We start from the raw sequence: 20,737 nt of genomic DNA on the forward strand, positions 1-20,737 counted from the left end.
ATGCGCTCCAGCTTCAAAGTGATTTGTAGGCTGAAAGATCTAGGAGTTCCGGCTAAACGTTCGGTTAACCCTGTGCCTCGGCCGTGCACATTAGGAAAACGAAAAAGACCCGCACGAGGCGGGCCTCATCATTGGAAAACGTTGAGGAAATCAGGCCGCGGCGCGGACCAGTTCCTTCTTCACGAGCTCGCGGAGCGCGCCGAGATCCTTGTTGAACGCCCGGATACCGTCCGAAAGCTTTTCGGTCGCCATCTGGTCTTCGTTGAGCATCCAGCGGAAGGTCTTTTCGTCCATCTTGATCGGCGCGGCCGGCTCGAACTTTTCAGGCGAAAGCTTGCGCTCGAGCGTGCCTTCAGCCTTGTCGAGCTCGTCGAGCAGGTTCGGCGAAATCGTCAGGCGGTCGCAACCGGCAAGAGCTTCGATCTCGCCGACATTGCGGAACGAGGCGCCCATGACGATCGTCGAGATGCCGTTCGCCTTGTAGTAATTGTAGATCGAACGCACCGAGACGACGCCCGGATCGGTCTCGGACGTGTAGTCTTCACCGGTCGACTTCTTGTACCAATCGAGAATGCGCCCAACGAAAGGTGAGATCAGGAACGCCTTGGCGTCCGCGCAGGCAACGGCCTGGGCATGGCTGAACAGAAGCGTCAGATTGCAGTCGATGCCTTCGGCCTGCAGGACTTCGGCAGCCTTGATGCCTTCCCAGGTGGAGGCAAGCTTGATCAGGATGCGTTCGCGCTCGATGCCGCGATCCTTGTAGGCTGCAATGATCTTGTGCGCCTTGGTAATCGAACCTTCGGTATCGAAGGAAAGGTCGGCATCCACTTCGGTCGAAACGCGGCCGGGGACAATTCCAGCAAGCGCCGCGCCCACGTCGATGGCGAGCTTGTCAGCTATGGCAACCGTGATCGCGTCGTCGCTGCCGCCCTGTTTGCGGCCCCAGGCAACCGTTTCCTGGAACGTGTCGGCAAATGCCGGCGAACCGATCGCCTTCAGAACGATCGACGGGTTGGTGGTGCAATCGACCGGCTTGAGGCGGGTCACCGCCTCGATGTCGCCCGTGTCGGCGACGACCGTTGTCATGGAACGAAGCTGCTCTAGTTTCGACGTCATCCGAATAAATCCTTGTTAAGCGAATACAAACGCTCGGGGCGTCGTATGGTTTCTGGATCGCTGTTGACCGGATAACAACCCTTCAGGGTAAAGAAGTCAAGACATTTGTCCTTCACAATTGACATATGTTTCACGTCAGCCCTATGGTCCTGAATGAAAAAGGACATCAGAATTTGGCCAAGCTGAGACGCGATACCCACACCGCATATTCGGAAGCGTCCTCCCTGCGGCTTCGCGCTGCCTGGCTCTACTACAACCAGGGCCTGACGCAGAAGGAGGTAGCCGAGCGGCTCGGCATCAGTCGCTCGACCGTCATCCGCCTTCTCGACGAGGCAATGAAACGCTCCGAAGTGCAGATCTGGATCTCGGAAGGCATCGACACCTGCGTCGAGCTGGCGACCAAGCTGGAACGCGCCTACGGACTGGATGAGGCGGTCGTGGTGCCCGCCCCGCGCGACAACAGCGCCGATGCACTGGCCGGCGCCGTCGGTCTGGCGCTCGGCCAGTTCCTGTCGGAAGCAATCCAGAACGACATGACGATCGGCGTCGGCTGGGGCCGCACGATGACGGCAGCGCTTTCGAGCTTCCGCCCGCCCCGTCGCGAACGCTGCAAGGTCGTCTCGCTGCTCGGCGGCATCGTCGCCGTCCACCAGACCAACCCGATCGACTTCACCTGGCGCTTTGCCGGTCAGCTGGGCGCCGAATGCTTCATGTTCCTTGCCCCGCTTCTGGTCGACAGCGTCGCCACCAAACGGGCGCTGATCGAGAAATGCGGCCTCGATGCCGTCTATGACCTCGCCGAGAGCCTCGATCTCGCCGTCGTCAGCTGCGGTGATATCGGCCCGCATTCGACCTCGCTGTCGGAAGGCTTCATTTCAGCCACCGAACTCGAGCGGCTGATCGCCGCCGGCTGTGTCTGCGACACGATGTTCAATTTCCTCGACGAGGAAGGCCGGTCCGTCGATCAGAAGCTCAACGAGCGGGTCATGTCTGTCGATCTCGATACGCTCGCCAAGGCAAAGCACATCGTCCTCTCCTCCGGCGGCACACACCGCGCCATCGCCATCCGCGCCACCATCCGACGCATCGGCTGCAACACCCTCATCACCGACGAAACCGCCGCAGTGGAGCTGCTGCGGCTGGCGGAAGTGGATTAGGACCGCCCGCTTTCATCGCCGAATGCTGACTTGAGGTGCCTTTCGAGATCGACAGCGTCATGAAGCACGCGACCGATCCCGGCAAGCGACGGTTCAAGATACCGATAGAGAATGAAGTGGCGAGGCTGCACGACCGGTCCGCTTGCGTGCTTAGCCCTCGTCCGGCTATGCCTGAGATGGAAGCTGCGTATGCCTGCCCCAAGCTCCGCCCTATCGATTGAGTCCGGCCGGGTCGGGTCTTGCGACAAATCGCGAAAGGCAGTCACGAGAAGCTGTTCGTCACGGCGCCTTGCGCCGCGTCCGAAGTTCTCATCCGTATAGGCAATGATCTTGGTGATGTCGGCCTGGGCAGATAAGCCGCAGTGCATCGCCCACGATTTCGCTGGCGTTCTGATAGCGTCCCGTTTCCAGAAGCCGCGCGATCACCTGCTGGTGGTGCTCTGTCAGAACGACGTTGCATGTTGGCATGTTGGCTCCTTGGAACTGGCCGAGATCCCAGCGCATTGGGCACGACCCGCCAACTGCCGGCAGAGTTTCCCAGCCTCGGCCGCAACGACGTCAGAGATCGATATCCGTTGTCAGCAATGCAATCCTGTCGCGCCAGGAATGGTGCTCGAGCCGCTCCCATGTCCTATCCATGGCATAGGCCGACGAGATGACCGGAATACCGATATGGCCGAAGTAGAGGGAAAGCTGGCGCTCGGCGATCTCTTCGGACATGCCGGCAATCTCGCTGCTGTAAAGTCCGGCGGCAAGGCCGGTGCGGTCGGAACCCGAGCGGCAATGGATCAGGATCGGCTTCGGTGCGTCCCGCATCATCGTGACAAGCCGGTCCGCCTCCGCTTCGCTCAACTGCCTGGAAGCCGACATCCGGAAATCCAGATGCGTCAGGCCAAGCCTTTTTGCGGCGGAGACCTCCTCGGCATACCATCCGGCCTTGTCGTCCTCACCGCGCAAGTTGACGATGGTGCGGATGCCGTAGGTCTTTGCATAGGTCTCGATATCGGCGGCACCCGGCTGGGCAGACCGGTAGAGCTCGCCGTCGATCACCGTATGGAAATTGCCGCTGAGCTGCAGATACCCGAGATAGGCCCCCAAACCCAGAGCGGCAGCGAAAATCGCCGAGGCTCCCATGCGAAACCAGCTTCTGACGCGTGACTGTTCCATGCTGCCGTCCGTTGAAGTGCAGGATGGCAATCATTTCGGCCTGTTTGCTGACACGCACCTGAAGGACGGCAAGTTGTCGGGCGGACTGTGCGGCTCAGGCGTTGCCTGTCTCCCAGCCCAGGATCGCCCGTTTGCGGGTCAGACCCCAGTGATACCCGGTCAAAGCCCCGTTCTTCGCCACGGCCCGGTGGCAGGGCACGACGAAGGAGATCGGGTTGGCGCCGATTGCGGCACCCACCGCCCGGCTTGCCGTCGGCTGGCCGATATCGGAGGCGACGGCGGAATAGGTGACCGCCTTGCCGAACGGGATCTTCAACAGGCTCTGCCACACCTTGAGCTGAAAATCGGTCCCGATCAGAACGACATTGAGTGGCCGGTCCCCCGACCATTGGCCCCGGTCGAAGATGCGGCCGATATAAGGCGCCGTCGCTTCTTTGTCCTCGACATAGGCGGCATTCGGCCAGCGCCGCACCATGTCCTCGAAGGCCGGTTTTTCACCGCCGAGATCGGAAAACGCCAGGCCCGAAAGCCCACGCTCCGTCGCCATGACCAGCGCCATGCCGAATGGCGACGGGTGGAACCCGTAGCGGATCGTCAGCCCCGCCCCGCGGCCCTTCCATTCCCCGGGCGACATCGCCTCATGGGTCACGAACAGATCATGCAGGCGGCCGGGTCCTGACAGACCGAGTTCGTAGGAGGTTTCCAGAAGCGGCAGACCTTCCTGGCCGAGCAGCCGCTTGGCATGATCGAGCGTCACCGCCTGCAGGAACGCCTTGGGCGACAGACCCGCCCAACGGGTAAACACCTTCTGCAACTGCGTCGGCGACTGGCCAAGTTCGGCCGCGATCGTTTCGAGCGAAGGCTGCGCGCGATAATCGAGCGTCAGCATCTCGATGACACGCCGCACGGTCTCATAGTCGGAGCCATCAGGCGTCACGTCGATGCCGGGTGCGGACATGTCAGGCCTGGAAAGCGAAGCAAGAGCGTTCATGGCAATCTCCCTGTGCCCTATAGATGCACGCTCGATCGCAGCAGAGCCACCCGTTTCTTGTCGCGATCACAATCGTCTCGTGACGGTGGCAAGCGCCCCGCGAAATGCCTTTGCGAAGCTCTCACGATCATCCGGGTTGAGAAAAGAACCGATTTCGGTCTGCCGCCCCTCGCCCGAGACCCGCATCGCCGTAATCCCGAATTCCTCGTGCCTGACGACATTGAACCGCGCCCAGAACGGGTTGTAGCGATGCTCCACCATCCGCCCCGAAGGCGAGAACTTGCGGATCGACAGGTTGCTTCTCGACACGGTGACTTCCTCGCGCTGCCGCCCGGACCGGTAGCTGAGTTTCAGGGCACCATAGAGCAGCAGAAAATCGAAACCGAGAAACAACCCGATCGGCCACGCGCCGGTCGCCAGGAAGAAAAGGCCGTAGAACAGGCAGACGGCACCCGATATCGACAGCACGACGACAAACCCACGTCGCCCGAGCGACCGATAGGGCGTCAGTTCGGCCGCAAAGACCGGTTTCTCATCCATCGGCTGCGCGTTGATTTCCGTCATGGGGCGAGACTATACAGTGTCATGGCCCTTGCGAAAATCAAATCCACGAAAACCCCGGCGACAAAAAGCAGCACCACCAAAGGCCGGAAGCCGAAACGCTTCAAGCCGGCCTATACGCCTGACGAAATGGTGGAGATATTCCGCCGATTCTCGGTGCAACGGCCGGAGCCGAAGGGAGAGCTCGAGCACGTCAATCCGTTCACGCTCGTGGTCGCCGTGGCGCTGTCGGCGCAGGCAACCGATATCGGCGTCAACCGGGCGACACGCGAGCTGTTCAGGATCGCCGACACGCCGGAAAAGATGCTGGCACTCGGCGAGGACGGCGTCATCGCCCATATCAGGACGATCGGCCTCTATCGCAACAAGGCCAAGAACGTCATCGCGCTCTGTCGCATGCTGATCGACGAGTTCGGGTCCGAGGTTCCAAGCACGCGCGAGGACCTGGTGCGCCTGCCGGGCGTCGGTCGCAAGACGGCCAATGTGGTGATGTCCATGGCCTTCGGCATCCCGACGCTTGCGGTCGACACGCATGTGTTCCGCATCGGCAACCGCTGCCTGATGGCGCCGGGCAGAACGCCGGATGAGGTCGAGGAGCAGTTCCTAAAAGTCATCCCCGACCAGTACCTGTTCCACGCCCATCACTGGCTGATCCTGCACGGTCGCTACACCTGCAAGGCGCGCAAGCCCGAATGCGAGCACTGCGTCATCGCCGACCTTTGTCGGTCGCCCGAAAAGACCTGTCCCATCCCAGCACCGCTGGTCGAGCTACCGCCTCAGGTGATCGGCGTCTGAAGCCGGAAGGACGGGTCGCGCTTCGATACCTTCTTGTGCAGATGCACCATCAGCCCGGCCGCAAACAGCGGCGTCAGCAGGTTGATGAAGGGGATCGCCAGGAAGCCGGCGATCAGCAGGCCCGCCACGAACACGGTGGAGGAATGCTTCGAGCGGAAAGCCCGCGCCTCTGCCGGCGGCCGGAACCGCATCGCGGCGAACTCGAAGAACTCCCGCCCCAGCAGATACCCGTTCACCAGGAAGAACGCGATCAGGTTGACGCCGGGGATGAACAGCAAAAGCAGCGCGATAATATTGCCGATGATGACGATGCCGAGAAACTGGATCGACCCCATGATCGCCTGGCCGAGCGGCATTTCCTTGCCCGGCACGTCATCGGGATAGTCGCGCTTTTCGATCACCGCCGCCACGTCGTCGAGAAACAGGCCGGCAATCAGCGCAGTGATCGGCGCGATCAGCAAAGCCAGCACCAGCGCGAGCCCGATCCCGGCCGCAATGGCCGCAAACAGCGTCAGCCATCCCGTCCAATCCGGCACATCCGGAAAAAAGGCGGCAAACCAGGGCCAGAGGTAAAGCGCGAAAAGCTCGCGCAAGCCGAACCACAACCCGATCAGGATCAGGAATGTCAGCCCCAGCGTCTTCCAGAAGGCCGATCTCGTTTCGGGCGCAAACAGGTTGATCAGCGATAAGCGTGCGGCGTCGAGGATCATCGGCGTCTCCAGGTTAGGCCCGCAGCATGTAGGTCAACCATCGCCCTGGAACAAGCGCCGGTGGATATAGGAATCTGGCCGCGAGAATCGTATACTCACCGGCAGACACCCGCACCGGGCGTGGTAGTGACGGAGATCCGCATGACAAGCCTGCTGCTCCTTGGCGCGACCGGACTGGTCGGCGGCCACGTCCTCGAACTGGCGCTCAAGGACGACCGGGTCACCCGCGTCGTCGCGCCCACCCGCCGGCCGCTGCCTCCGACCGCCTTGCCGGCCCATCCGAAGCTCGAAAATCCCATCACCGATCTCAGCAGCGGTCTGCCCGAGGCGGACTGGTGGACCGTCGACGCGGTCATTTCGGCGCTCGGCACCACGCGGGCAAAGGCGGGATCGGACGAGGCCTTCCGTCTGGTAGATTATGCCACGCCGCTCGGTGCGGCCCGGCGCGCGCATGAACGAGGTGCAACCCGTTTCTCGCTCGTCTCGTCCACCGGCGCCAATTCGAAGTCCAGCCTGCTTTACCTGCGTACCAAGGGCGAGCTTGAAGCTGCCATCCGCGCCATCGGCTTTTCCACGCTCACCATCGTCAGGCCCGGCCTTTTGGGTGGCGACCGCAGCGAATTCCGGCTCGGCGAACGGCTTGCCAGCATCGCGCTGAAGATCGCCCATCCCCTCCTGCCGCGACGGCTGCGCATCAGCCCGGCCCATGTGGTGGCAAAAGTTCTGCTGGATGCAGCGATCGGCGGTGAAAAGGGCGAGCGCATCGTCGAGGCGGATCAGCTTTCGGGCTGAGTTGCAGCTTAGTCCAGCGACCGCAGCTCTTCGCGGTGACGGATCATCGCAAGGAACCGCCGGTAGTCGCGCTCATAAAGGTCTCGTCCCGTGCTGGGTAGCCGCTCGCTGCCGCCGCTGTTCATCGCATGTCCGGCATCAAGCAACGAGCCGTGCAGACCGCCCGCGACCGCGGCAGCCATGGCCGTTCCGAGCAGAACCGCATCGCGGTTGTGCGGGATGACCACCTTGCAGCCCGTGACATCCGCATAGAGTTCCACCAGCAGCGGGTTGTTCACATGCCCGCCGGTCACGTGCAGCGTCTCGAACCGGTACCCAAAGTCAGCCATCGCATCGAGAATATGACGGATGCCGAGCGCGATCGACACGCAGGTCCGCCAATAGCGGCGGCAAAGCCCGTCGAAGGACGTATCGAGCGTCAATCCGCTGATGACGCCGGTCGCATGCGGGTCCGCAAGCGGCGACCGGTTGCCGTGAAAGTCGGGCAGAATGTGCAGATCCGGCGCAATCTCGTCATCGCCTGCTGCCGCCCGCATCTCGCCGACACGTGCAATGATCCGCTCATGCAGCTCGGTGGTCGGCTCGCCGCCGGCTGCGTGCATCATGACGATATGATCGAGCAGCGCGCCCGCCGCCGACTGTCCGCCTTCGACCAGCCAATGGTCGGGCAGTACCGCCTCGTAATACGGGCCCCAAAGGCTGCGACCGGGTTTCGGCTCCCTGGTGAAGGCGACGATGCAGCTCGATGTACCTCCGATCAGCGCAACGCTCGTCTCCAGCGACGAGCCTGGAAAGCTTTTCGCCCCAACACCGCCAAGCACGCCATAGGCACCCGCGTAAGCGTCGATCATTCCCGGCGCGACCTGAACGCTGGTATCGAGGCCAAGTTCGGCCGCCGCCTTTTCGCTGAGCGGTCCGATCGAGCCGCCGACACCGATCGTATCGTCCGGCAGACCGCCCTTCTCAATCAGGTCGTTGAGCCCGGCAAGCGCCAGATAATCCGCGCTCCAGCCCGGCGTCTGATGCGCCAGGTAATTCCACTTGGCCGTCAGCGTGCAGCGCGAGCGCGACGCGGATCCTGTGGCTTTCCAGGTCAGGAAATCGGCAAGATCGAAGAAGTAGCCGGCCCGGCTCCAGCTGTCTTGAAGGTTCTGCTTCAGCCACATAAGCTTGGGCATTTCCATTTCCGGCGAGATCGATCCCCCGGCGAAATCGAGCACCGCATGGCCGCTTCTTGACAGCGTCTCCGCCTGACTGATCGCCCGGTGGTCGTGCCAGACAATCGTATCCTGATGCGCGTTGCCGCTGACAGATACGCTCAGCGGTGCGCCGTCGCGGTCCCGCGCCACAAGCGAGCAAGTCGCGTCAAAGCCGATGGCCCCCACCTGGGATGCAGAAATCCCAGCCTCGGCCAACGCCGCTTTCACGGAGATGCAGGTTGCGGACCAGATGTCTTCGGAGGAATGTTCGGCGTGCTTGTCCCGCGGGCGGAACATCAGGATCGGATGTTTGGATTTCGCAATCAGCGTTCCGTCGCGGCCGAACACGCCGGCACGGGCGCTTGCCGTGCCGATATCGACCGCAACGAGAAAATCACGCATCCCGATTTGTTTCCTGTCCCTGTAAGTCGCGCAGACTGTCCCCGTCGCGTCCCGCCAGCCTGAAAGCCGAGCTTCAGGTGTTCGCGGAAACCGAACCGTTGCGATCCTCGATATATTTTTGGACAAGGTGGATTAAATCCGGCATCGCGTCAAACACGACGTCGGGCGATAGCGCCTCGATCCGGTCACGGTATCCGGAAGTGTGGGTGTGCGATCCGCCGGTAAAGGCGAATGACGCCATGCCCGCCCGCTGGGCCGCCTCGATGCCCGCGGGGCTGTCTTCAATGACGATGCAATCTTGCGGCGCGAACCCCATTTCGCTTGCTGCCAGCAGGAAGAGGTCCGGCGCGGGCTTGCCGTTCTTCACCATTGTGGCGCTAAAGATATGGGGATCGAGCTTGTCGATCAGGCCGGTGATCGTCAGCGACAGCCGGATGCGGTCGGGATTGCTGGATGATGCGACGCAGGCTTGAAGCCCGAGCGCCTCGAGCGTTTCGGCAATGCCGGGGATCGGCTTCAGCTCGGCCTTGAACAGGCTGTAGAGATCGGTGCGCATACCCTCGAGGAATTCCGGCCCGGTGTGGAAACCGTATTCCTCGTCCATGACCTGGCGCATGGTCGCCAGGCTGCGGCCGAGGAAGCGCTCATAGGCTTCCTCCTCGGCCATTTCGATACCGTGGCGGTTGAGCGCAGCCACCAGAACCCGCACCGACAGCGGCTCGCTGTCGACGAGGACGCCGTCGCAATCGAAGATCACGAGATGGCGTGGTTTGATTGCGCTAATTCCCGTCACGGTGTTCACCTCAATCCTTGACGAGCTGGTCGTCGAGATAGAGCTGCAGCGTCTTGGCCGTGCCCTCCGTCCAGAGCGTCTTCAGCGCATGCGCAAACCGCTTGCGGAACAGCTCAGACGTCGAGACTTCGCCGAAGATCTCGTCGAACACCAGGAACGCATCCGGGTCGTCCTTGGCCTTGATCGCGGCCGCCTGCAGCTTCTCGGCACTCGTATCGTTGAACACGATCTGGCGACCGCTGTCCGACGTGCCCGCAAAATAACGGCACCACAGCGCCGATACAAGCGACAGGCCAACGATATCGAGACCCTGGTCCAGCCGGTCGCGGGTCGATGGCAGGATGAACTTCGGCTGGCGGTTGGAACCGTCCTGCGCCAGGCGCGGAATAGTGTCGCCGATCTTCGGGTTGAGGAAGCGGTGCTCGATCAGGTCGAAATAGTCGTCGAGGCTGGTATCTGGAACCGGCGGCACGATCGGGATGATCTCTTCCTTCTCGAGCTTGGCAAGGAAGGCCCGGATCAGCGGATGCTCCATTGCCTCGTGCACGAAATGGATGTCCAGCAACTCGCCGGGATAAGCGATCGTCGCATGGCCGCCGTTGAGGATGCGCAGCTTCATCAGCTCGTAGGGCGCGACGTCGGGCACGAACTGAACGCCGACTTCTTCAAGCGCCGGACGGCCGAGTGGGAAATGATCTTCCATTACCCACTGCTTGAACTCTTCGCAGAACACCGGCCAGTTATCGTCGATATTGTAGTCATTCTTCAGGATATCGACTTCGCGCTGACCGGTGGCCGGCGTGATGCGGTCGACCATCGAATTCGGGAAGGCGACATTGTCGTGGATCCAGGTCGCGAAATCCGGATCCGAAAGCTTGGCGAGACCAACGACGGTGTTTTCCGTCACGTGGCCGTTGCCGGGAATGTTGTCGCAGGACATGATCGTGAATGGCGCAAGTCCGCGCGAACGGCGAAGCTTGAGGCCGGCAAGGATCAGGCCGAACACCGTCTTCGGCGCATCCGGGTTGCTGCCGTCTTCGATCATGGCCGGATGGGCCGGGTTGAAATGACCAGACGCGTCGATGAAATAGCCGCCCTCGGTGATCGTCATGGAGACGATGCGGATGGTCGGATCGGCCAGTTTCTCGATCAGCGCCTGCTTGTCATCAGGCGCAATGATGTCGATCATCGGCGCGGTCACGCGGGCGCCGGTCTTGTTGTTGTCCTGCTCCACGACGGTGGTGAGGAAATCCTGCGCCTTCAGCTTGTCGCGCATGGCCGCATCGGACGGCATCACGCCTGCGCCGATGATGGCCCAGTCATGGCCCTTGCCGATGTTGAACAGGTCGTCCAGGTAGATCGCCTGGTGGGCGCGGTGGAAGTTGCCGACGCCGAAATGCACGATGCCGGGGGAGAGTGTCTTCGGATCGTAGGCGGGCACGCCAGCGGTCGCTGCGGCATCCTTGAGAGTTGCCAACGAAAGCTTCACAGTCATTTTCTCATACTCCGATTGGCCTGCTGTTCAGGCCTTTGGGATCATTCAGGCCCGGATCGCAAGACCCTTGTCGTCGAAGCGATGCAGTTTGGTTTCATCCGGCGTCAGGTAGACCGTGTCGCCGTAGCTCGCGCCGAACTCGCCGCCGGCACGCGCCGTGATCGGGCCGATACCATCGACGTCGAGATGCAGGAACGTGTCGGCGCCCAGATGTTCGGCAACCGAAACCCGGCCTTTCCACAGACCGCTGTCCTTGGAAAGCCCGATATGTTCGGGACGAACGCCCACGGTCTTGCCGTTTTTCGCCTTGGCGTAGTCACCTTCGAGCAGGTTCATCTTCGGCGAACCGATAAAGCCTGCGACAAACAGATTGCGCGGCGACTTGTAGAGCTCGAGCGGCGAGCCGACCTGCTCGATATTGCCGCGGTTGAGCACCACGATCTTGTCGGCCATGGTCATGGCTTCGATCTGGTCGTGGGTAACGTAGACCATCGTGGTCTTCAGCTGGTTGTGCAGGTCGCTGATCTCCAGACGCATCGTGCCGCGCAGTGCCGCATCGAGGTTGGAGAGCGGCTCGTCGAACAGGAAGGCCGAAGGTTCGCGCACGATCGCACGGCCGATGGCCACGCGCTGGCGCTGGCCGCCCGACAGCTGACCGGGGCGACGCTCGAGATAATCGGTGAGGTTGAGGATGTGCGCCGCATCGGCGACCTTCTTGTCGATCGCCGACTGTTCCATCTTCGCCATCTTGAGCGGGAAAGCGATGTTCTTGCGCACGCTCATATGCGGATACAGCGCATAGGACTGGAACACCATCGCAAGGCCGCGTTCGGCCGGAGCGGCGTCCGTCACGTCGCGACCGTCGATCTTGATCTGGCCGCCGGTCACGTCTTCAAGCCCCGCAATGAGACGCAGAAGCGTGGACTTGCCGCAACCCGAAGGTCCGACGAACACGACGAACTCGCCGTCGTTGATTTCGAGATCGATCGACGGGATGACCTTGGCTTCGCCGAACGTCTTCGAGACTTTGGAAAGAGTAATGCTGCCCATAAGAGTGATCCTTACTTAACCGCGCCAAACGTGAGGCCGCGGACGAGTTGCTTCTGGCTGAACCAGCCGAGGATGAGGATCGGCGCGATGGCCATGGTCGAGGCCGCCGAAAGCTTTGCCCAGAACAGACCCTGCGGCGAGGAGAAAGAGGCGATGAAGGCCGTCAGCGGAGCCGCGTTTGTCGTGGTCAGCTGGATCGTCCAGAACGCTTCGTTCCAGGCAAGGATGATGTTGAGGAGCAGCGTCGAGGCGATGCCGGGAACCGCCATCGGCGTCAGCACGTAGACGATTTCCTTCCACAGGTTGGCGCCGTCCATCCGTGCCGCTTCCAGGATTTCGCCCGGAATTTCGCGAAAGTATGTGTAGAGCATCCACACCACGATCGGCAGGTTGATCAGCGTCAGCATGATGGTGAGGCCGATGCGGCTGTCGAGCAGGCCGAAGTTGCGGAACAGGATGAAGATCGGTAGCAGCACCGCCACGGCCGGCATCATCTTGGTCGACAGCATCCACATCAGGATGTCCTTGGTACGCTTGCCGGGCGCAAACGCCATCGCCCAGGCCCCGGGGATCGCGATGATCAGCGCGAGGATGGTGGAGCCGACCGACAGGATCACCGAGTTCATGAACGGCTTGAAGTAATCGCGCTGCGTCTGCACCGTGATGTAGTTCTCAAGCGTGCCCGATGGGATCAGGCTGAAGCCGGCGATCGCTTCCTGCTCCGTCTTCAGGCTGGTGATCAGCGCGTAGAGGATGGGGAAGAAGATCAGGAGTGCGACGACCCAGGCCAGGATTGTCCAGCCGATCTTCGCTCCGGTTGTTACTTTGCGAGCCATGATCGTTCCTCCTACTTGTCCAGGTTCTTGCCGACGGCGCGCATCAGGAAGAAGGCGACGATGTTGGCAAGCACGACAGCGATGATACCACCCGCTGCACCCCCGCCGACGTCATAGCCTAGACGTGCAGTGCGGTAGATGAGGAAGGTGAGGTTCGTGGACGCATAGCCCGGACCGCCATTGGTGGTGACCAGGATTTCAGCGTAGATGCCGAGCAGGAAGATCGTCTGGATCAGGATGACGACCGTGATCGCGCGCGAAAGATGCGGCAGCGTCAGGTAGATGAAGCGGTTGAAGAAGTTGGCGCCATCCATTTCGGCGGCTTCGCGCTGCTCGCTGTCGAGCGACTGAAGCGCCGTCAAAAGAATGAGCGTCGCAAACGGCAACCATTGCCAGGCGACGATGATGATGACCGCAAACAGCGGATACTGGGCAAACCAGTCGATCGGCTGAACCCCGAAGAACCGCGCGAGATCCGCGAGCACGCCGTAGCCCGGATGCATGATCATGTTCTTCCAGATCAGCGCGGCCACCGGCGGCATCACGAAGAACGGCGAGATCACCAGAATGCGGACAATGCCCTGGCCGAAAATCGGCTGGTCGAGCAGAAGCGCGATCGCGACACCGCCGATGACGGTAATGCCGAGCACGCCGAGCACCAGCAGCATCGTGTTCCAGATCGACTGGAAGAAGGCCGGATCGGTGTAGAAATACTGGTAATTGAAGAAGCCTGCGAAGCTCACGTTCTGCGGCGTCAGCAGGTTGTAGTTCTGGAACGAGTAGTACAGCGTCATTGCGAGCGGTACGGCCATCCAGACCAAAAGAACGATGACGGAGGGCGCCATCATCAGGCGTGCCAACGTCTTGGTATTTTGCGTTGCCATCTTTGAGGCCCCTCCCCGGAGGTAAGCGCGCCGCACGCGGCCAGAGGAGGACGCGAAGGCATGATCTTGTTTTTATAGGGTAGCGTGCTGGAACAGCGAGATGCAGTTCAGCATCCAATCGTCATCCTGTGATCTGCTGCCCGGCACGGATGCCGGACAGCAGTGTCTTGACCAAGCTTACTTGATGTAACCGGCGCGGGTCATGTCGCGGGTTGCCGTTGCCTGAGCGGCGGCAAGAGCGTCATCGACCGTGGACTGGCCGGCGATGACAGCCGAGAACAACTGACCGACAGTGGTGCCGAGAGCCTGGAATTCAGGGATCGCGACGAACTGGCCACCGGTATAAGGAACCGGCTTGACGGTTGGCTTGGTGATGTCGGCAGCGTCCATGGCAGCAAGCGTCGGAGCTGCGAAGGCAGCGGCCTTCTGATAGTCCGCGTTCTTGTAGAGCGAGGTGCGCGTGCCCGGAGGAACGTTGGCCCAGCCTTCCTTCGCAGCAACAAGCGTCGTGTATTCCTTGCTGGTTGCCCAGGAGATGAACTTCTGAGCCGATTCAGCCTTCTTGGACGATGCCGGAACGGCAAGGTTCCAGGACCACAGCCAGTTGCCGTGGTTGGCAACGCCTTCCTTGCTTGGGAAGAGCGCATAACCGACCTTGTCGGCAACCTTGGAGTCCTTCGGGTTCGATACGAACGATGCAGCGACGGTCGCGTCGATCCACATGCCGCACTTGCCCTGCTGGAACAGCGTCAGGTTTTCGTTGAAGCCGTTGGAAGAAGCGCCCGACGGGCCGGAATTCTTCATCATGTCGGCGTAGAAGGTAAGTGCTGCCTTCCATTCCGGCTGATCGAACTGCGGCTTCCAGTTTTCGTCGAACCAGCGTCCGCCGAACGAGTTGGTCAGCGCCGAAACGAAGGCCATGTTCTCGCCCCAGCCGGCCTTGCCACGAAGGCACATGCCGCTGATGTCGGCCTTGCGGTCGGTCATCTTCTTGGCAGCGTCAGCGATGAATTCCCAGGTCGGGGTTTCCGGCATTTTCAGGCCGGCTTTTTCGAACAGGTCCTTGCGGTACATGATCATGGCGGATTCGCCGTAGAACGGTGCCGCATAGAGCTTGTTGTCGACCGAAAGACCACCGCGGATCGCCGGCAGCAGGTCGTCCATGTCGTACTTGTCGCCGAGACCTTCGAGCGGCAGAAGCCACTTCTGCTTGGCCCAGATCGGAACTTCGTAGTTGCCGATCGTGACGATGTCGTACTGGCCGCCACCGGCCGCGATATCCGTCGTCACGCGTTCGCGCAGGACGTTTTCTTCGAGCGTGACCCACTCGACCTGAATGTCCGGGTTCGCCTTGGTGAACTCGGACGTCAGGCCCTGCATGCGGACCATGTCGCCGTTGTTGACTGTCGCAATGGTGAGGGTTTCGGCAGATGCAGTCGTGGCCACAAAGGCCAGAGCTGAGCAGGCGCCCAGCAGAATAGTTTTCATAGTCATATCTTCCTCCCGAGAAGATGGAATGCGAGCATTCGCTTTGCTCATGGGCAATTACCCACATAAAGCTAGCGCAAGTCAATGGGAATTCATCGCTGCGATGCAACCGAAAGCGACAATTCACTGAAATTTCAGGCAGAATTCTATCTGCCGCGCTTAAGCAGTAAGCAGATACCGCGCTGCGGCCTCGTCGGTGATGATGCCGTTGAGCAGTCCGCCTTTCAGGGCTGCGCGCATGGCGACCCACTTCTTCTTGCCTTGGGCAATGCCAATGACACAGCAGGTCTCGCGCGACGGGATCGGCACGGAGGCCACCCGGCCGTTGACGGCACTGTCGAGCAACTCACCCTGCTGATCGTAAATCCAGCCGCAAATTTCGCCCGCGGCACCGCGATCGACCAGCGACACCATTTCGTCGCGATCCAGAAATCCGTCGACGCAAAGCGGCGCATCGACGCCGAGTTCGCCGATCCCGACAAAGGTGACGTCGGCTTGTGCCCCGAGCGCAAGTGTCGAGCGCACGAGCGCCTGGTCATGCAGCGTGTCGCGCTCCTCGATGGAGGCACAAAGGACCGGCAGCGGCATCGGAAAGTGCCGCGCCTTGATGGCATCGGCCATCGAGAAAATGACGTTGTAATAGGCGGCCGACCCGTCCGGCCCGATATTGCCGGTCAGCGACACGATACGGTGCTGCGGGCATTCCATCGGCGGCAGCTGATCGACAGCGGCTTTCAGCGTCCGACCTGTCCCGACGGCGATGATGATCGGATCCGGCCGTTTCAGCCAGCGCTCGATCTCGCCCGCCCCGGCTTCGGCAATGCCGACGGTGGACGAGCTGCCGCCCGGATCGCTTGGCACGATTTCCGCATGCTTGAGATCGTATTTCTTGCGCAGCCCTTCAGCGAGTTCGAGACAGGCGGAGATCGGATGGTCGAGCCGGACCTTGATCAACCGCTCGGCAACCGCAAGCGACACGAGCCGCTGGGCGGACTGGCGGGAAATGCCCATGGCATTGGCGATCTCGTCCTGGGTCCTCCCCGCGACGTAGTAGAGCCAGCCCGCGCGCGCAGCATCGTCAAGCCGGCCTTGGGTATCACTCCGTTTAGCCATGGCAGTAAATCTCCTCTGGTCGATTTGCTGACATGTTTTTTGAGGGGCTGTCAAATGGGGATGGGGAAACCATGCCCTCAGGGAGAGCTTTTGCCCAAAGCCTCGGAGAGGACGGTCTCCATCATTTGATAATTGCTAATCTGCGCCTGTTTCGAAGCCTCGATCCAACCTGCGGGATCGATTTTCGTCAGATCCAGCCAATGTCCGGCCTGTCCGCAAAGCTGTTTCAGATAATGCGCCTGCGTCCGCCCATTGCCCTCGCGGAACGGATGGACATAGTTCACGTCGCCAATAATCGGCGCGACTTTCGCGGCAAATTCAGGCCTCTGGAGACCACGGAGATAATTGCCTGCCGTGATGCGTCGATGGACATCGGCCATGCCGGTCTCGATATACTGCCGGAACTGGAACTGGCTCGACCCTTTGGAAATCTCCACGGTCCGGACCTCGCCAGCCCAGTCGTAGACGTCCTGGAAGAGATGACGGTGGATGGTCCGCAGATGCTTCAGGTCGAAATTACCCACGGGGATTTTCTGGCGACTACGCATCGTCACGATTTCGCGCTCGTGATAATCAAGCTTATCGACGTCCGAAATTCCTAGTTTATTTTTAAGCGTGCGCGTCCCCGGATAAACGTAGGGGTCGTCGTTCATTCTGCAGCGTCGGAAAGCGATGCATCGCGAGCACGCCCCAGAATATAAGCAACCTGTTTTTCTTCAGGCCAGCGTTCCCGATCGAACATTTCGAACATGGCAATTTGCTCAGCGTCGAGCGGGTTGCCCTCGATCATCTGCAAATGCGCTGCTTCCAGTGTCCGCTGGCGGATATCATCCCTGTCGCTCATGCAGCCATCATACTGCGGATCGCGAAATCCGACAAATGATAGATGCGAGGCGGCGCCCCAGTTGGCGCCGCCTTCGCGTTCGTTCCGGGCCGTCCGCCGTCAGGCCACCTGCACGACGTGGCCTGCGCCGACTTCGCGATATTCCCGCACCGGCGGCACGAAATCGACAGACCGGATCGGGCTCTTGATCTCTTCGGTGGAAAGGTTGCGCTTGATCCGGCGCCGCGAGGGATCGGGCACCGGCACCGCCGACATCAACTTCTTCGTATAGGGATGCTGCGGATTTTCAAACACGGCCGCGCGCGGGCCGATTTCGACGATTTCGCCCAGATACATCACCGCCACCCGGTGGCTGACGCGCTCCACCACGGCCATGTCGTGGGAGATAAACAGGAAGGCGAGGTTGAGAGACTGCTGCAGGTCGAGCAGCAGGTTGCAGACCTGCGCCTTGATCGACACGTCGAGCGCCGACACCGCTTCGTCGGCAACGATCACCTTCGGATCGAGCATCAAAGCCCTGGCGATCGCGATGCGCTGCCGCTGGCCGCCGGAAAACTCGTGCGGGAAGCGCCGCATCATGTCGGCCGAAAGTCCGACCTTTTCGAGAAGGTTCGCCGCCTTTTCACGCGCCTGCGCCTTGGTGCCGAGCTTGTGCTCGATAAACGGTTCGGCGACAGCCGACCCCACGCTCATGCGCGGGTTGAGCGAGGCGAACGGATCCTGGAACACCATCTGGATCGACCGGCGCATGGTTCGAAGCGCATGCTGGTCGAGGCTCATCACGTCGTAGCCGTCCACCTGAACGGTACCGCTGGTCGGCGTGATCAGCCGCGTCACGGATCGTCCGGTGGTCGACTTGCCGCAACCGGATTCACCCACCAGCGCAAGCGTTTCGCCGGCATAGAGATCGAACGAGACCTTTTCCACCGCATGCACTGCCCCGGACTTGCGTCCGAGAAGGCCGGAATGGATGTCGAACCGCGTCGTCAGGTCCTTCACGTCAAGGATCGGCGTCTTGCCCTTGGCAACCGTGTCGAACACTTCGCCCAGAACCTGCTGTTCGCCTGTGTTGACATCGATCAGCGGAAACCGCATCGGCAGCTTGCTCTGCCCCATAGACCCGAGCCTCGGCACGGCGGACAGAAGCGCTCGCGTGTAGGCATGCTGGCCGCGGTGGAAAATATCGCCGGTCTGGCCGGTTTCCACCGCATCGCCACGGAACATCACGATCGTCCGGTCAGCCACTTCCGCCACAACGCCCATGTCATGGGTGATGAACAGGACAGACATGCCCTCTTCTTCCTGCAGCATCTTGATGAGGTCGAGGATCTGCCCCTGGATCGTCACGTCCAGCGCCGTCGTCGGCTCGTCGGCAATCAGAAGCTTCGGCTTGGCCGCAAGCGCCATGGCGATCATCACGCGCTGTCGCATGCCGCCGGAAAACTGGTGCGGATATTCGTCGAACCGGCTCTTGGCATTCGGGATGCGGACTTTTTCGAGAAGCCGTATCACCTCCGCCTTTGCCTCGGCCTTGGAGATTTTGGTGTGAACCGTCAGCGCCTCTGCGATCTGCTTTCCAATCGGGAAGATCGGATTGAGCGAGGTCATCGGCTCCTGGAAGATCATCGAGATGTCGTTGCCGCGCACCCGCCGCATCTCCTCCTCCGGCAGGGCCAGAAGCTCCTTGCCCTGAAGAAAGACCTGCCCCTCGATCCGGCTCGAATTCTTCTGCAACAGCCGCATGATCGACAGCGACGTCACCGATTTGCCGGAGCCGCTTTCGCCCACGATCGCAACCGTCTCGCGCGGTGCCACATCAAACGAGATGTTGCGCACAACCGTCTTCCATTCGTCGTTCACCTTGAACGACGTCGTCAGGTTCTTCACAGACAGGACCGGAGTGACCGATCCGCCAGACTGTTCCATCGCAGGTCCGGAAAGCAGCATGCATGTTTCCTTGGTTTAGGCGGCCCCGTCGCGACTGGTGGCGGCATCGCGAGGGGCCGGTCGGAAGAGGATACGATCAGGCGGCGAGCGCCGTTTCGGCAAGCGAAACCCAGTAGCTCACGCCATAGGGAATGGCCTCGTCGTTAAAGTCGTAGGCCGCATTGTGAAGATTGGCGGTATCGCCATTGCCGAGGAAGATGAAGGCACCCGGCCGCTGCTCCAGCATGTAGGAGAAGTCTTCAGCGCCCATATGCGGTGCCGCATTGGCGTCGACCTTGCCCTGACCTGCCACTTTCGAGGCGATCCCGACGGCAAAATCGGTCTCGTTGTCATGGTTGAAGGTGACCGGATAGCCGCGATTGTAGACGACCTCGGCCGTTGCGCCGTGTGCAATCGCGGTCGCCTCGGCGACTTCCTTCAGGCGTTTCTGGGCAAAGTCGCGCGTCTCAGGCAAAAGCGTGCGCACGGTGCCGGCAAGCGTCACGAAGGCCGGAATGACGTTGCTCGCCTGGCCGCCATGGATCGATGCGACCGTGACAACCAGGGATTTCAGAGGATCCGTCTCGCGGGAAACGACGGACTGCAGCGCGATCACCACATGCGATGCGGTCAGCACCGGGTCGATCGAAAGGTGCGGCTGCGCGGCATGGCTGCCACGACCGGAAATGGTGATCTCGAACGTATCGGCCGCCGCCATGATGCCGCCCTTGCGGATCGAGAAACTGCCGACCGGAAGCGCCGGTGCGTTGTGCATGCCATAGACTTCCTTGATGGCGAACTTGTCCATCATCCCGTCCTCGATCATCGCAAGCGCGCCTGCGCCGCCTTCTTCGGCAGGCTGGAAGATGACAGCGACGGAGCCCTTGAAATTGCGGGTCTCGGAAAGATACTGGGCCGCACCCAGAAGCATTGCGGTATGTCCGTCATGGCCGCAGGAATGCGCCTTGCCCGGCGTTTTCGAAGCCCACGGCACGCCTGATGTCTCGAGGATCGGCAGCGCGTCCATATCGGCACGGAACCCTATGGTAGGACCATCACCCTGGTTTCCCTTGATAATGCCGACGACGCCCGTCTTGCCGATGCCGCTCTCAACCACATCGCAACCAAAAGCTTTCAGCTTCTCGGCAACGAAGGCGGATGTGTAGTGAACGTCGTAGAGAAGCTCCGGATTCTCGTGCAGATGGCGTCTCCATTCTGCAACCTGATCCTGCATTTCAGCGACGCGGTTGATGACAGGCATTTGGGCAATCCTCTAGATTTATTAGTATTTCCAGTCTCGAAGGCTGGGATATTGCGACGGCTTCCACAGGATTTGCAAGCGTCAATTTTCGCGCTTGAACATAAAATAGGCCTATGCTTAGATGGCTCAAATTTTGATCACCTCGGCATATTGCGGG

At 61.0% G+C, this 20,737-nt stretch carries 22 protein-coding genes; 3 read left to right on the plus strand and 19 right to left on the minus strand.

All coding sequences use genetic code 11. From position 1 onward, the window contains the following. Positions 1-150: 150 nt before the first annotated feature. Positions 151-1,116 (minus strand): transaldolase, encoded by a 966-nt coding sequence (gene tal, locus ASG19_RS19430; RefSeq protein WP_062461231.1) that lies wholly within the window; start codon positions 1,114-1,116, stop codon positions 151-153. Positions 1,117-1,289: 173 nt separating this feature from the next. On the opposite strand from tal, the gene ASG19_RS19435 reads away from it, so the two are divergent. After that, positions 1,290-2,273: a sugar-binding transcriptional regulator gene (locus ASG19_RS19435; protein WP_062461931.1), complete on the plus strand. Its 984-nt coding sequence runs from the start codon at positions 1,290-1,292 to the stop codon at positions 2,271-2,273. Here the strand turns inward: ASG19_RS19435 and ASG19_RS19440 are convergent. From ASG19_RS19440 to ASG19_RS19455, 5 genes are all read right to left on the minus strand, one after another. Continuing rightward, positions 2,270-2,641: a type II toxin-antitoxin system RelE/ParE family toxin gene (locus ASG19_RS19440; RefSeq protein WP_062461232.1), complete on the minus strand. Its 372-nt coding sequence runs from the start codon at positions 2,639-2,641 to the stop codon at positions 2,270-2,272. The two genes, ASG19_RS19435 and ASG19_RS19440, sit on opposite strands and share 4 nt — an antisense overlap. Beyond that, a complete protein-coding gene (locus tag ASG19_RS24695; protein WP_348271499.1) occupies positions 2,583-2,777 on the minus strand; it encodes a type II toxin-antitoxin system ParD family antitoxin in 195 nt (64 codons plus the stop codon). The genes ASG19_RS19440 and ASG19_RS24695 overlap by 59 nt, the downstream gene beginning before the upstream one ends. A gap of 54 nt (positions 2,778-2,831) precedes the next feature. Beyond that, entirely contained in the window at positions 2,832-3,440 is a 609-nt protein-coding gene (locus ASG19_RS19445) for a dual specificity protein phosphatase family protein (protein ID WP_244476232.1), read from the minus strand. Positions 3,441-3,534: 94 nt separating this feature from the next. After that, a complete protein-coding gene (locus ASG19_RS19450; RefSeq protein ID WP_062461240.1) occupies positions 3,535-4,431 on the minus strand; it encodes a bifunctional helix-turn-helix domain-containing protein/methylated-DNA--[protein]-cysteine S-methyltransferase in 897 nt (298 codons plus the stop codon). A gap of 66 nt (positions 4,432-4,497) precedes the next feature. After that, a complete protein-coding gene (locus ASG19_RS19455; protein WP_062461243.1) occupies positions 4,498-4,995 on the minus strand; it encodes a DUF2244 domain-containing protein in 498 nt (165 codons plus the stop codon). A gap of 21 nt (positions 4,996-5,016) precedes the next feature. Between ASG19_RS19455 and nth the strand changes: the two genes are divergently transcribed. Continuing rightward, positions 5,017-5,787 (plus strand): endonuclease III, encoded by a 771-nt coding sequence (gene nth, locus ASG19_RS19460; protein WP_062461246.1) that lies wholly within the window; start codon positions 5,017-5,019, stop codon positions 5,785-5,787. Here the strand turns inward: nth and ASG19_RS19465 are convergent. After that, on the minus strand, positions 5,769-6,497 hold the full coding sequence (locus ASG19_RS19465; RefSeq protein WP_062461250.1) for a sulfate transporter family protein: 729 nt from the start codon (positions 6,495-6,497) through the stop codon (positions 5,769-5,771). The two genes, nth and ASG19_RS19465, sit on opposite strands and share 19 nt — an antisense overlap. Before the next feature lie 141 nt (positions 6,498-6,638). Between ASG19_RS19465 and ASG19_RS19470 the strand changes: the two genes are divergently transcribed. After that, on the plus strand, positions 6,639-7,289 hold the full coding sequence (locus ASG19_RS19470) for an NAD(P)H-binding protein (protein ID WP_062461253.1): 651 nt from the start codon (positions 6,639-6,641) through the stop codon (positions 7,287-7,289). Positions 7,290-7,297: 8 nt separating this feature from the next. Here the strand turns inward: ASG19_RS19470 and ASG19_RS19475 are convergent, their stop codons facing one another. The 12 genes from ASG19_RS19475 to ASG19_RS19530 form a co-directional block, all read right to left on the minus strand. Further along, positions 7,298-8,890, minus strand: a complete 1,593-nt coding sequence (locus tag ASG19_RS19475; RefSeq protein WP_062461256.1) for an FGGY-family carbohydrate kinase — start codon at positions 8,888-8,890, stop codon at positions 7,298-7,300. Between the two features lie 73 nt (positions 8,891-8,963). Then, positions 8,964-9,674 (minus strand): HAD family hydrolase, encoded by a 711-nt coding sequence (locus ASG19_RS19480; RefSeq protein ID WP_062461935.1) that lies wholly within the window; start codon positions 9,672-9,674, stop codon positions 8,964-8,966. 19 nt (positions 9,675-9,693) lie between these two features. Then, complete coding sequence (locus ASG19_RS19485; protein WP_062461259.1) at positions 9,694-11,178, minus strand: mannitol dehydrogenase family protein; 1,485 nt, start codon at positions 11,176-11,178, stop codon at positions 9,694-9,696. Positions 11,179-11,223: 45 nt separating this feature from the next. After that, a complete protein-coding gene (locus ASG19_RS19490) occupies positions 11,224-12,228 on the minus strand; it encodes an ABC transporter ATP-binding protein (RefSeq protein WP_062461262.1) in 1,005 nt (334 codons plus the stop codon). An 11-nt stretch (positions 12,229-12,239) separates the two neighbouring features. Then, entirely contained in the window at positions 12,240-13,064 is an 825-nt protein-coding gene (locus ASG19_RS19495; RefSeq protein WP_062461266.1) for a carbohydrate ABC transporter permease, read from the minus strand. 11 nt (positions 13,065-13,075) lie between these two features. Continuing rightward, on the minus strand, positions 13,076-13,948 hold the full coding sequence (locus ASG19_RS19500; protein ID WP_062461269.1) for a sugar ABC transporter permease: 873 nt from the start codon (positions 13,946-13,948) through the stop codon (positions 13,076-13,078). A 177-nt stretch (positions 13,949-14,125) separates the two neighbouring features. Next, positions 14,126-15,442, minus strand: coding sequence for a sugar ABC transporter substrate-binding protein (locus tag ASG19_RS19505; RefSeq protein ID WP_062461272.1), 1,317 nt, complete (start codon positions 15,440-15,442; stop codon positions 14,126-14,128). Positions 15,443-15,595: 153 nt separating this feature from the next. Next, complete coding sequence (locus tag ASG19_RS19510) at positions 15,596-16,549, minus strand: sugar-binding transcriptional regulator (protein ID WP_062461275.1); 954 nt, start codon at positions 16,547-16,549, stop codon at positions 15,596-15,598. A 77-nt stretch (positions 16,550-16,626) separates the two neighbouring features. After that, positions 16,627-17,202: a Fic family protein gene (locus ASG19_RS19515; protein ID WP_062461278.1), complete on the minus strand. Its 576-nt coding sequence runs from the start codon at positions 17,200-17,202 to the stop codon at positions 16,627-16,629. After that, positions 17,199-17,393 (minus strand): hypothetical protein, encoded by a 195-nt coding sequence (locus ASG19_RS19520; protein ID WP_062461281.1) that lies wholly within the window; start codon positions 17,391-17,393, stop codon positions 17,199-17,201. Before ASG19_RS19520 ends, ASG19_RS19515 begins: the two co-directional genes overlap by 4 nt. Positions 17,394-17,492: 99 nt before the next feature. Then, positions 17,493-19,340: an ABC transporter ATP-binding protein gene (locus tag ASG19_RS19525; protein WP_062461284.1), complete on the minus strand. Its 1,848-nt coding sequence runs from the start codon at positions 19,338-19,340 to the stop codon at positions 17,493-17,495. A gap of 76 nt (positions 19,341-19,416) precedes the next feature. After that, the gene (locus ASG19_RS19530) at positions 19,417-20,580 is read right to left on the minus strand and encodes a M20 aminoacylase family protein (RefSeq protein WP_062461287.1); all 1,164 of its coding nucleotides are present in this window, start codon (positions 20,578-20,580) and stop codon (positions 19,417-19,419) included. Positions 20,581-20,737: the final 157 nt, after the last annotated feature.

This window comes from Rhizobium sp. Leaf306, from assembly GCF_001423425.1.
Lineage (GTDB): Bacteria > Pseudomonadota > Alphaproteobacteria > Rhizobiales > Rhizobiaceae > Neorhizobium > Neorhizobium soli.